Origin of the sequence: Microcoleus sp. B4-D4 (genome assembly GCF_036705185.1) — a bacterium.
Taxonomy (GTDB): domain Bacteria; phylum Cyanobacteriota; class Cyanobacteriia; order Cyanobacteriales; family Microcoleaceae; genus Microcoleus.
Window position 1 is genome coordinate 1 of sequence record NZ_JAUBTX010000032.1, and the last position, 12,721, is coordinate 12,721.

Annotated in this window: 8 protein-coding genes; 3 read left to right on the top strand and 5 right to left on the bottom strand. The window is 46.4% G+C overall.

What is annotated here, in order from left to right; translation table 11 throughout:
• Nucleotides 1-128 precede the first annotated feature (128 nt).
• The 4 genes from QUB13_RS20920 to nfi form a co-directional block, all read right to left on the bottom strand.
• Nucleotides 129-2,132 carry an FHA domain-containing protein gene (locus QUB13_RS20920; RefSeq protein ID WP_333384247.1) on the bottom strand — a complete coding sequence of 668 codons (2,004 nt, stop codon included), beginning with the start codon at nucleotides 2,130-2,132 and terminating at the stop codon, nucleotides 129-131.
• A gap of 869 nt (nucleotides 2,133-3,001) precedes the next feature.
• Nucleotides 3,002-3,529, bottom strand: coding sequence for an FHA domain-containing protein (locus tag QUB13_RS20925; protein WP_333384250.1), 528 nt, complete (start codon nucleotides 3,527-3,529; stop codon nucleotides 3,002-3,004).
• A 749-nt stretch (nucleotides 3,530-4,278) separates the two neighbouring features.
• On the bottom strand, nucleotides 4,279-4,509 hold the full coding sequence (locus QUB13_RS20930; RefSeq protein WP_194012612.1) for a KGG domain-containing protein: 231 nt from the start codon (nucleotides 4,507-4,509) through the stop codon (nucleotides 4,279-4,281).
• Between the two features lie 599 nt (nucleotides 4,510-5,108).
• Entirely contained in the window at nucleotides 5,109-5,762 is a 654-nt protein-coding gene (nfi, locus tag QUB13_RS20935; RefSeq protein WP_333384253.1) for a deoxyribonuclease V, read from the bottom strand.
• A gap of 558 nt (nucleotides 5,763-6,320) precedes the next feature.
• Here nfi and QUB13_RS20940 point away from each other — a divergent pair.
• From QUB13_RS20940 to QUB13_RS20950, 3 genes are all read left to right on the top strand, one after another.
• Entirely contained in the window at nucleotides 6,321-7,154 is an 834-nt protein-coding gene (locus QUB13_RS20940) for a prohibitin family protein (RefSeq protein WP_333384256.1), read from the top strand.
• 294 nt (nucleotides 7,155-7,448) lie between these two features.
• Nucleotides 7,449-10,460 (top strand): EAL domain-containing protein, encoded by a 3,012-nt coding sequence (locus tag QUB13_RS20945; RefSeq protein ID WP_333384260.1) that lies wholly within the window; start codon nucleotides 7,449-7,451, stop codon nucleotides 10,458-10,460.
• Nucleotides 10,461-10,508: 48 nt separating this feature from the next.
• On the top strand, nucleotides 10,509-11,225 hold the full coding sequence (locus QUB13_RS20950) for a Uma2 family endonuclease (RefSeq protein WP_333384263.1): 717 nt from the start codon (nucleotides 10,509-10,511) through the stop codon (nucleotides 11,223-11,225).
• 35 nt (nucleotides 11,226-11,260) lie between these two features.
• Here QUB13_RS20950 and QUB13_RS20955 read toward each other — a convergent pair whose 3' ends face one another.
• Nucleotides 11,261-12,721, bottom strand: a complete 1,461-nt coding sequence (locus QUB13_RS20955; protein WP_333384266.1) for a DUF1802 family protein — start codon at nucleotides 12,719-12,721, stop codon at nucleotides 11,261-11,263.

Genomic DNA, 12,721 nt, shown 5'->3' on the forward strand with positions numbered 1-12,721 from the left:
CTGGTGGCTGCGGGCTTTTTCATTCGTTTATTTTACCAGATGCCGCCACTGAAGTTTTTTTGACCTGAATCCTTACCAAATAACAAATAACCAATAACTAATAACTAATAACTACTGACTTCTTCAAATTAGCCGGGAGATTTATTTAAAATCCACTTTAACCATTGCATGAACGATCGCCAAACGCTCAATTTGCCGACACCCGGAACTCTGTCAACCGCGAGACTTTCAACAGAACGCAGGGCGGCGTATTGCAAGCCCAAAAAGCTGTCCACAGGCGCGTAAGCCCCGCCCAAAGTAATCGCGCCCGCTGCGTACACTCGCCCTTCTCCGTGGGTGGGGGAAGTGTTACGCAATTCGGGGACTTCAAAATTTTTGTGCACACTCAGCCGCCCCAAATTGTTGAGGGGAAGATTGTATTGAACTACCAAATCGTTTAACAGGGGACTGGTTTTTACTTTAGCGTCCAAACCCGTAGCATCAATAATAAAATCAGCTTCTAACTTAATTTGCCCCTTGAGTTCTTTTTCCTGAATGTACGTCACGGTGCGGTTTTGAATGTCGCGCTCGACTCGCTCGACTTCGCCGAAGGTAATTTGATACCATCCTTGACTTAAACCTTCTTTGACTATCCGCCGCCAGTCGCTGCGGTTGGCTGTAGTGGTGCCGCCCCAGTCTGCGAGCAACTGCGGGCGAAATTCGGGGGCGGCTTTTTCTAAAAGTACGCGGAGTTCCCCGCCCCAGCAAGCTTTCGGCCAGTTGAAAGGTTGAAATTCGTAGTGATTTTCGACGCTGCGCTGAGCGAGGTTAAATTTGTTGCCTTGGGGTTTGGCCGATCGCATCAAATGCAATACTTGAATGTTGCGGTTGCGCTGTCTGGCTTCGTAAATTCGCTGCACAACGCGAGAAGCTACAATCCCCCGGCCTCTAATTAACACGCTGCCGCCCTTAGCCTCCAATTTTTGGTAAACGCTGTCGTGGTTTTCATAGGCGTTGACAACCGACTCAAAATCCTGGGTTTGTTCGCGGTATTCCTGCAAGTCTGGCAAAAATTGAATCGCGGGATAGCCGGTGGCTAAGTGTACGTATTTGGCGATTAAAAAAGCATGATCTCGTTGGTTGGCATTCGATCGAGAATAAGCGATCGCGTACCTGCCGTCATCTGTTTTGCGAATGGCCCGCACTCTCCCGTAGCGAAACATCTGACTCCACCCAATTCGCAGAGTTTCCCTGTCAATCGCATCAAACACATTTCCGGCCCGAGGCGTATAAGTTTCGGCAAAAGTCGGTTCGGCAAACACCCGCCACATCAACTTCAGCGACATCCCCAAACGCCCTTTGAGCAATTCCTGCCAAGCTTCCCGCAAAGCATAGGGAGGCCAGCCCCAAATGTTGTCTGGGCAAGCGTCAGAATTCGATCGCAGCCTTTCCTGCAGCGGAATTTGAGAATTTAGGCATAACCGGCGGTAGCGAGCGTAAGGCTGCTCTTCCATGCCCAAAACCGCAATTCGATCGACTTTCACGCCGCAAATTCTCAGCAAATCCACCCAAATAAAGCTGCCCAAGCCGCCCCCAAGGGCGGCCCAATCAACTTCGACTAGAGGGAGTCCCATCGATTGGAGCGATCGCACGGTTATTTGATTCGCCTGCAAAAATGCGATCGGCGGAAATTCTCCGCTACTAGCTGTTTGAGGATGTGGCGAAACCATTGGCGGCGCGATCGACGGGTCTGGCCCATTGGTCTGCGGGTTAAAGAAAATGTGAGAATTGACAGAGTGGATTTCTGCGGAATTCACAGCAAAGGAAATGCCGATCGCGTAGGGCCCGATTTGCAGCATATCCCCGTTGGCCAGCACGCACCGGTTTTGGCGGGTACCGTTGACAAAAGTACCGTTGCGGCTGCCGGTGTCAGTAATTACGATACTGTCGCCTTCGGTAGCAATCACTCCGTGAAAGCGAGAAATTTGACTGCTGCTGAGGGCAATTCGAGAAACTCGTTTCCCGTTGATTGTGGCGGGCATAGCTTCAAAAATTCGTCCCAAGGCGATCGGCAAGTCGAGTATCGGAGAGTGACAATCCCCGGTAGTTGTGTCTTTCCAAGTCAGTCGCAGGCGCAAGGGTTGAGGATTCATTATGATGATTTTTTAAACATTAGCCGTCGGCTTTGAGCTTTCTTTGACCAAAGATTTTTGAATTTGAGGGTTATGGTTTGATATCAAATCCTCTCTTCATCGGAATAGTAAATTCACTCTTGACTGTTGACTGTTGACTGTTAACCGTTAACAGTTAACATCATGTATGAGTGCAACCGGAATTGATTTGAGATGAGAGCTGATATCACAAACTTTAGTATTTTTAGGCGCACGGGGAGTTAGAAACTACGCAGTTCGGTAGACTTATGCAGGAATTACGCATTAAAACCAAAGAAACCTGGTTTTTTGCCCTTACTCTGGGTGAAAACGCGCTTTTTGGTAAAAAAAAACCGGTTTATGACCCCCCGTCCGTCTAGAAATATTCTGGTTGCTGGGCCCGACATTTCCCTAGAAACCGGGTTTATACCATTTATAAAAAATGTTGCAACAATAAAATTGTTGGACGCAGTGAAACGGAGGGTTGTTTAGTTCACCCAATGTATTAAGGTGCGTCGCTATTAGATTGTCACTTTTTTTTAGAGATTGTCGATGTATCCACATCCTACATATACTGTTGCATTAATTTGGAAAATTGGTATGAGTAAGGTAAATGCGCGGATATATTTAAGTGTGGGCGGCTTCGGTTCACTTTACCCGCGAGATTTTGAAGGGAAAATGAGCTGGGGGAAACGCTAGGATTTTAGCGAGAGCATCTGGGACATGGCAAAAAGGATGTTTTTTTGAGAGCGATCGCACCTCAAATGCAAAGCACAGATGTACCAGATCCTAGCATCGGCGATCGCCCTAGCTCTGTCTCAAATCAAAAATTAAAAATCTAGCTACAATCAAAAATCAAAAATCAAAAGCCATTAAGGAGAAAGCACCACACTCATCGCCGCCGCCAGAGAAGTACCGCACCACGGACACCCCGCACTCAACTGCGCGTAAGGCGAAACGCGGCTGCACTTGGGACACTGCAAACCATATTTTGAAGGCCCTGTCGGCGGGGAAGAAGTTGGAACCGCCGGGCCGAGTAAAACTGTCTGCGGCGCGGCTACTTGTACCGCAGGCGCAGACACCACATCGATTTGCACTTGGCCTAAATGGATCCGGCTGTCGGATCTCAATGTTGCTTCGCCGGAGGCGAGAATTTTTCCGTCTACCAGCGGGGGATTGGTGGGGCGCAAATTCCGCACTGCATATTCTTGCAATTCTCGATCAAAAAATATTTCGATGTGGAGTCCCGATACGCTGCGATCGTCCAATACTAGATCGCATTTTGCCCGATCGCGCCCCAGTCTTACGGTTCCCGGATTTTTGCTCGGCTGTCCGTGTTGAATCGTGTGAGTTTGACGCACCCCAGCCTCTGTCCATGTTAAAGTTAGCTGGTTTATCATGGTTCTATTGTTTCCTGAACATATAAAATATTTTACTTAATTTCTATCAAGACTTCTGCTCGTTTTTGGGTTCGCGCGATCGGGCATAAAAGCCAGGTTTCTACGACGAGTTTTGGGTTTGGTAATCAGAATGTCTGCAAAGAAACCGGGTTTCTGACGTCATATCGTTTCCGGTAGCATCGTCAGGTGATTTAACCGGCGCTAGGGCGCAGAGAACACAGAGGAAGACAAGAGAGAGATGAATACAGAACTATGAAGCGCGGATTTGATCTGACTCGATTTTATAATTCCGATGCTACCGGATTTGATATCACAAGGGCGATCGCCCAATGTATACCTCTGATATCATTTTCGGCAGATTAACCGCAATTAGTAAGGTTCGTAGTACGGTTTTTATTATGGTAATCGATCGGACTTGATGTGAAAAAATATTTTGTTAACTTCAACAAAAAAGCCCCTACTTTGGGGCTTTTCGTATTCCTATCGGCTTTGTTTGAGAAACCGAATCGCGCAGTTTGCCAGCTTTTTTTTTCTGAAAAATTCTGCACCAGACTTGCGCTTTGTTATTGATTTGCCGGCGATTGCTTGCTAATCACTAATGGCTGCGGGGTTTTTGCAGTTGTCAAGCGAGGCGCTGTTTGCGATTTTTTGATGTGGCGATCAAACTCGCTGATTGCGGGAATTCGATCGCCCTACTTCCTCAAACGCGAGCGTTTGCTCGTTTTGTTGCAGGCAAAGGTTTAAGAGAATTAACTTTCGCTCTTGCGGCTTTTCTTACCACCTTCTCTACCAATTTGAGCCATGTGTTCCCGATTTCTACTGACAGCTTCACCACCTTTTTGACCAGCTTGTCTGGCTTCTTCCGAAGTAAATTCGTGGGCTGTTCCTTTCGCGTGTGCAGCTTTTCCGCCTTTGCTAGCAATTGCGCGCTGTTTTTCGGCATCCATAGAAGCGAATCCGCGTTTGCTTTTCTCAGCCATGACTGTCTCCTTGTGTTTTTTCTGATTTTTTAGCTAGATCGCGCCTTCGCCTCCCACTGTAATTGGTATTTCCAGTCAGTGGTGAGATATCAGACGGTAAATTATCAAACACCATCGCGCGAATTTAAACTGTTGGTTTAAGTCGCAGAATGACTGTTTTGTAATTTACAAATGTGAACTAAAAATAGTTCACGCCCGGGCACTGTAATTAGAGCCGCCCATGTTTAAGCAGTTTACCGTCTTTCAATCATTCTATAAATTCCTCAACTTTTATACCTCTTTCTCAGGTATAGTCATTCTTTAGTTCGCTAGAAGGATGGAACCGAAAGCCTATTGGCGGTAAACTCAGAGGATTTTTCGACAAGGGGGCGACACTTCAAAAATTTCAAGTCTAAAGACGGATACTTTTTTTGTCTTTTTACTTTTCTTTTTTTATGTTCCCACCCAAAAATCGATACTTGCTTTCCGACTTCACCCCGGTCGAGATCGAAATTTTAGACAAGAGTTCAATCTCCGGTGATTCACGGCGCTGCAAGTCAAATCCCCAATCGAAAATGCTAGAAATGCGAAAATTCACCTAGTCCTTCCGGGCTTGTCAGTTATTCCGCTGTTAGTCGATCGGCCGATCGAGTTGTTTCAGGCAAGCGATATCTTGGGGTGCAGCGCAGGACGTACTCGATCGCACTTATCAAGTTTATTCTGTGACCGATCGATACATAAATCGGTTTTACCCCTGTTTGCGTCCTCAGCGCTGCCCCTACGATCGATCCATCCTCCAGCAAGGGCTGCCAACTGCCCCGTTCGAGTCCTACTTCTGAATGTTCTCCAATAAATCGAGTTTTGGCAACTCCGATCGTCCCAATTCCTGTCAAAACTCCCAAATGGCAGGCAAGACCGAACCTGCGGGGGTGAGCGAGTCCTTGACCATCGCACAATATCAAATCTGGTTTCAAACTGATATTTTCTAAAGCGTCCAGCACTGCAGGCACTTCTCGAAAAGACAGGAAACCGGGAATGTAAGGAAAAGCTGTAGGACTGCGAACCACAGACTGCTGCTGCAATTGCAAGTCGGGAAAGCTCAGAACTGTGACAGCCGCCAGCGATACGCTGTCTGCACTGTTGTAGCCGACATCTACGCCTGCGACATACCGAACTGTCTCAAGTTGATTTTCGGTAATTACCAATTGCCGGAGGTGTTCTTGAATGGCGATCGCCTCTTCAATTGTTTCGGGCCAAGGGTGTCGCTGCCACATTAGATATCTTGATTCAACCGTTCTCATCTAAGTTTAACTTATTTTCTGCCATTTTTCATCTCGGATTTTGATCCTTGGTCGCTATAAATTCACTACTGATATACGGAGTCTTTTTTATACCCGTAAGGCTTGAGTAAGGCGGGCCCAGACCCATTCTACAAATAGAGTCCGATCTTCACAAAAATTACCTGTTCGAGCCGGATTTTTGAGCTTTCTCAAAAGCTTTTGAGCTTCCAGCGCCCTTTGATAACCTGCTAAAGAGCGATCGAGCTATTTATTCAATTCTGGATCTAAAATCATCACCCTTGTCAAGATATTGAAACATTTATTTATCAATAAATTAAACCTGGCACAAGTCCCATAATTAATATCACAACATTAAGCTAACGGAAATATTATGCTTTTGCATTTTAGAGGCTCTCCGATCGGAAAATTCCTATGACTTTTATGAATCAAATAAATGAATTTATGAGTTGTTGCATCATTAATATAAAGTTATCATCTTAGATAGCGAAGAGAAAACTAACATCCAGTAACACAACATAGGTGAATTAACATATGAAAACCCTGCCAAATGTTCGGTACAACCTCGCTCTCTACATCGTCGGTGGCATCGTCTTCATCATCGCCGCCTTAATTTTCAAACCTTTTACCATCGTCGGCCCAGGGGAACGGGGCGTAATGATGCGCTTCGGCAAAGTTCAAGACGCGATTTTAGATGAAGGCATCCACCCGATTTTACCGATTGTTACCTCTGTCAAAACTCTCAGCGTGCGAGTACAAAAAACAGATGCGAAAGCAGATGCAGCATCCAAAGATTTGCAAAGCATTACCACAGATTTGGCAGTCAACTGGAATGTTGACCCCGCAAAAGTTAATCAAATTTTCCAACAAATAGGAGATGAAGAACAAATTGTTTCCAGCATCCTGAGTCCGGCTATTTCCGAAGTTCTCAAAGCAGCAACTTCTAAAAAAACAGCCGAAGAAATTATCACTAAACGGACGGAACTCAAAACAGAAATCGACAACAGCCTCAAAAAGCGTTTGGAACCTTACGGCGTCATTGTCAGAGATGTTTCCTTAATAAATTTTGGCTTTTCGCCAGAATTTAGCAAGGCCATCGAAGCCAAACAAATAGCAGAACAAGAAGCCAAACAAGCAGAATTTACAGTTAAAAAAGCAACCCAAGATGCTCAAGCCCAAATTAACCGCGCTAAGGGGCAAGCCGAAGCTCAACGCTTGCAGCGGCAAACTTTAACTTCAGAAATTTTGCAGCAGCAAGCGATTGAAAAGTGGAACGGCCAGTTTCCGACAGTAATGGGAGGAGGCGGAACTTTGCCGTTAATTAATATTGCGCCGCCCAGTTCTCAAGCTGCAACTAATGTTAAATAAACTGCTGCAGATTGTGATAGCCGGGGCGCGGGGAGAAGGAGAGAAGAGAAAAGGGGGAGAAGGGGTGAGGGTCTGAGGGCACGAGGGGGGAAAAATTCAGGGTTCTTTGCTGCGTTCGCGAAAATGTGCTTTTTTTAAAGGCGCAACACCAATAGTAGAAAATATAGCTAACAACCCTGGGTGAAATCCTGCGTATTTTAACGCCAAGATACAAATTACGTGGCGGGCATCCAGAAAAACGTTAGAGTAAGAAACAACTCGGAAATTGTAAAGGTTTGCTTGAAAGTTCGGCTGATGGGAGATCGGGAGAACCAGTCAATTTCTAATTTAGGTGAAGTGGAAAGTGCGGCCGATCGCCATACGGCCTCAGATCCTCTGTGGCTGCGCGATCGAGCTTTGGCAGTTACTAGCAACGCTATTATCATTGCTGATGCCATTGCACCAGACTGTCCCATACTTTATTGCAATCCTGCCTTTGAGCGGATCACGGGTTACTGCGCCGATGAAGTGTTGGGCCGCAACTGCCGATTTTTGCAAGGTTCCGATACGGATCGCACTACGGTAGCTAAGATCCGCGAGGCCTTGCGCCAAGGTCGAGAAATCCAGACAACAATCAAAAATTATCGCAAAGACGGCACTCCTTTTTGGAGCAAATTGTCTCTATATCCCCTGCGAGAGGACAGCGGTAAATTGACTCACTTCGTAGGCGTTCAGTCGGACTTGTCGGAACGCATAGAAGTACAGGAAGCTTTGCAGCAAGCTAACGACCAACTGCAAACGATTTTGGAAGCAGTTCCGGGAACAGTGTCTTGGATTAGCTCGGATTTGCACTATTTGGGGGTTAACCAGCACCTAGCCAAACTGCACGGTTTGCCGCCCTCGGCTTTTGTCGGTCAAGATATCGGTTTTCTGGGCGCGAGTGAGGATTTTCATTCTTTTGTGGTGGAGTTTTTTGCCGGCGACGCTACGGAAGCGGTTAAAGAACTCAGCGCTAAGGTGAAAACCGGCGGCGGAAAGTCGGCGGGACATTATTTGATTGTGGCTCAAAAGTACGATCGCGGGAACGCCGCTTGTCTGGTAGGGATTGACATTACCGAGCGCAAGCGGGCAGAAGAAGCTCTGGTGCTGACTCGCAAGGCGGTGGAAAGTTCGAGCGACGCGATCGGCATGAGCGATGCCAACGGCACTCACATTTATCAAAATCAAGCGTTTTCTCAGCTATTTGAATGGGACACCGCAGAGGAATTGAAACTCGCTGGAGGTATACCGACAGTTTTTGTAGACCCCGCCGTCGCTAGGGAGGTACTGGATACGATCGCCCTAGGTTATTCTTGGTCTGGTGAAGTTACCAACCGCACAAAAAGCGGCGAAATTGTGCAAGTGCTGCTGCGGGCCGATGCGATTAAAGACCCCACGGGGAAAATTGTCGGTCTGATTTACCTGAATACCGACATTACCGATCGCAAGCGCACGGAACAAGAACTGCGACAAAGCGAGAAGCGTTTTCGCTCGCTGATTGAAAATGCTAGAGACATTATTGTAATTCTGGATGAGAAAGGCTTTTGCCGCTATGTCTCTCCTTCCGCCGAGCGGATTTTGGGCTACCCGACGGCGGAAGTGCTCGGCCGCTCTGTATTTGATTTGATTCACCCTGACGAATTGCCGATGGTGGCTCAAGTTTTCCAAGGTGTCATGGAAATGCCGAAAGTTGGCATAGGATTGGCGGAATACCGAGTGCGGCACAAGGACGGTTTCTGGTGCGTTTTGGAAGCGGTGGCGACGAATTTGCTCGCGGAACCTTCGGTGCGGGGAATTGTCGTCAACTGTCACGACGTGACTGAGCGCAAGGCGGCTGAAGACCAATTGTTGCACGATGCTTTGCACGACGCGCTGACGGAGTTGCCGAACCGTGCTTTGTTGACTGACAGGTTGGGGCAAGCTTTTGCCCGCGTCAAACGGCATCCGAACTATCAGTTTGCGGTGCTGTTTCTGGATTTGGACAGGTTTAAGGTGATTAATGACAGCCAGGGACACGGTACGGGCGATCGGCTGTTGGTGGCTGTGGCCCGCCGTCTCTTGACTTGTTTGCGCCCTGGCGATACGGCGGCTCGTCTGGGAGGAGATGAGTTTGTGATTTTGCTGGAGGAAATTCACGGTGTTGATGAGGCTATCGCCCAAGCAAAGGAAATTCTCAGGGCGATCGAACGACCGCTTTATCTTGAAGGTCATAAAGTTTTAATTACTGCTAGTATCGGCATTGCTTTGAGTACCGAAAAATATCAGTTACCGGGAGATATTTTGCGCGATGCTGATATTGCGATGTACCGGGCAAAAGCTCTGGGTAAAGCTCGTTACGAAGTGTTTACCAGTGCGATGCACACTCGGGCTGTGGCTTTGATGCACTTGGAACATGATTTTAGGGAGTCGATCGAAGAACTAAATTTGACATATTCAATTGTGAATTTCGGATGTGGAATGGTGGGTGAAAACTCTCCTGTATCCGAAATCGATCGCCGGCGGGATCGTTTGAAATCACAATTGGCTCCTCCTCTTAAATTGGAATGTCCTTTTACTGTTTATTATCAGCCGATCGTTTGTTTAAAAAGCGGCTCAGTTATTGGATTTGAGGCGCTGGTGCGCTGGCTGCACCCGGAACGGGGTTTGGTTTCCCCGATGGAATTTATTGCGATGGCTGAGGAAACAGGCTTAATTATGCCTTTGGGTTTGTGGGTTTTGAATGAAAGTTGTCGCCAAATTATTCAGTGGCAAAGTTTGAATTTACCTGCTGGAAATTCGCGTCTGACAGTAGCTGTAAATCTTTCGGGGAGACAGTTTTCGGCAACCGATTCGATCGAGCAAATGAAGCAAGTTTTGCAGAAAACTGGTGTTGATGCTCGCTGTTTGAAGTTGGAGATTACTGAGACTGTGGTGATGGCAGATGGGGAAGCGGCGGCGGCTATGCTTTCGCAGTTGAGAGAGTTGGGAATCGGGTTATGTATTGATGATTTCGGTACTGGTTATTCGTCTCTGAGTTATTTGCACAAGTTCCCGATTAATATTTTGAAGGTCGATCGCTCTTTTATCGGCCGCATCGGCTCTGCTGGGGAAAATTTGGAAATTGTGCGGGCGATCGTCATGCTGGCCCGCAGTTTGGGGATGGAGGTAGTGGCAGAAGGTGTGGAAACCGCCGTGCAATTGGCTCAAATGCGGGCGATCGGCTGCGAGTACGGTCAGGGGTACTTTTTCTCTAAACCACTCGACAGTGAGGCAGCTACAGACTTATTGAGGCGATCGCCCAAATGGTAATCCGATCTACAATAGGAAATGTATCAAGGCCAACTAATATCAAAACCTATGTCTCAATCGATCGCCCCAGTTGTACTCGACCAGAAAATTGATACTTCCCCAACTTTAACCTTTGAAGAATACCGAGTTTATCAAGGAGATCCTGATGTAAAATACGAACTGTACAAAGGCAAATTAATCCCGATGGCAACGGCTAGCGCATTACACACAAGCATCTGCGAATTTTGGGTTTACAAATTACAGCGTTATCTCGCTGAACACAATCTCGATTTAGTAGTAAAAACTTCTGTAGGAGTGAGAACAGAAGATGCTACATCCCGCATTCCCGATGTAGTTGTCTGCACTCAAAGTTTGTGGGAACAAGCTCTTGCAAGACCCGGTTCCGGCATCCTTGGCTTTGATGAAACGCCGTTAGTAGTAATAGAAGTGGTCAGCCAAGATCGGCGGGCAGATTATATAACTAAACGAGGAGAGTACCAACTAGCTAACGTACCGGAATATGTAATTGTTGACCCAACAGAAAACAGACAACGGGTGCGAGTTATGGCATTTCTCGAAGGTGATGACATTTATACAGAGGTAAATTACTTGCCGGGTGAAGAAATGGTATCTGTAGTATTTCCCAATCTGAGATTATCAGTCAATGAAATTTTAGATCCGCCATTGGTGGAAGGGTTAATTAAGGCAGAACAAGCTCAATTGCAGAAAGCGGAAAGATTGGCGGCGAGGTTGCGGGAGTTGGGCGTAGATCCTGATTCTGTTTAGGAAAGTGGATGAAGTGCGAGCGCCCTTTTTTAGTCTCAATCATCGATCGGCAAGTCGCGCAGGAAATAAAAGCGATCGCGCCCTAAACTCTCGCCTTTAATTCGTCCTGCATAACCTGTCAGCGGAGAAGAAAGCTCTACTAACATTTCGTGTAACTCTTCGCGGGATAACTTCTTGGGTGGGTTAGACATTGAATACGCACCGCTAAGAGCATCGACACTTGCTCGTTCAGAACCAGAATTTTCGTGATACTTTTTCAGAATAGCAAGAATGTGCGATCGCACTTTAATTTCTTGTTCAACTTGCTCAATATATTTAGCAACTTCATCATCAGATTGTCCCGGTTTTAAGTATTCTTTCAGTTTAAATAAGTCCACCGAGTTAGGATAGTTGCTTTGAAGTTTAACCAGTTTTTCAAGCGTCTCAGGGTTCATAATTGCCATACCGTGTTTTTTTGCTGCATCCATAAGTTGAGTAGTTGGAACGCCAGGGCCAATAATCAACTTAGTTGCTTTTGCGAGTGTTTCTTTATCTTCGAGGCGTAGCGTTCCTAAATTCAGCAATTGAACTGCTGTATCGTTAGGGATTTTTTTACCGGCTTTGCACTCGCCAACTAATGGGTAAGGTTTGGAGCATAATAAATCTAAGCCGCCAGCACCACCTTTGTGAGCATAATCTATGGTAAATCCCAAAAACTCAAGGCTATCGCGCACTACAATTTCAAAGTCTGTTCCTGCTTGATAGTTGCTTTTGTTTGTATCTAGTTCTTTGGTGCGATTTCCCAAAGCTGCTATGGTATTTATCCAAGCTAAATCGCGTTTGATTGGTTTTACAGGCTTGTCGCTACTCCAACCTAGAAATATTTTGATTTCTGCGTCTAGTTGTTTGGCTTTTGGGTTGGCGGCGGATAAATGCACTAATGCACTTTGCAACTCTTCCAATTCTGGATGTTCAGGAGGCTCTAGTTTTTCCAGCTTTTGACGGCGTTTGGCAAAGATAGTATCGCTCACCACAGGCGTTGAATCAGTAAGATTTAGAGACTTTGGTAAAGATACAAAGTTGCCACTGGGATGCACTGGCATTTCCAGCGGCTGAGGTAGCAGATAAACCCGAAGATGAGCTAGAAAAATATAACGTCGTTGCAGGATAGTTTGCTGTAATGCCTCTGTTGTCCAGACTGTTAACTGCGACACAGCCTCTAATGATTCTGGATCGTTTAGTATTTGACACCATTCGCATTTAGCCCAAGCTTTTATCAAAACCTTCTCAGAACTTAACTGAGAAAATGAGTTTTTAGCAATTGGTAAAAAGCTCGATCGGTAGTATTGCTCATGGGGGAGCAAATTAATCGAGATATTGGCTGGATATAGGGCAAATGACCTACCAGGCTCGATGAAAATTCGAGGCATGGCTGCAATCACTCGCCCTTCGATTAAGGCTTCCACATCTGGGGCAGGTAACTGCAAAGCCGTATCAACAAAAACAGAATAACTCAT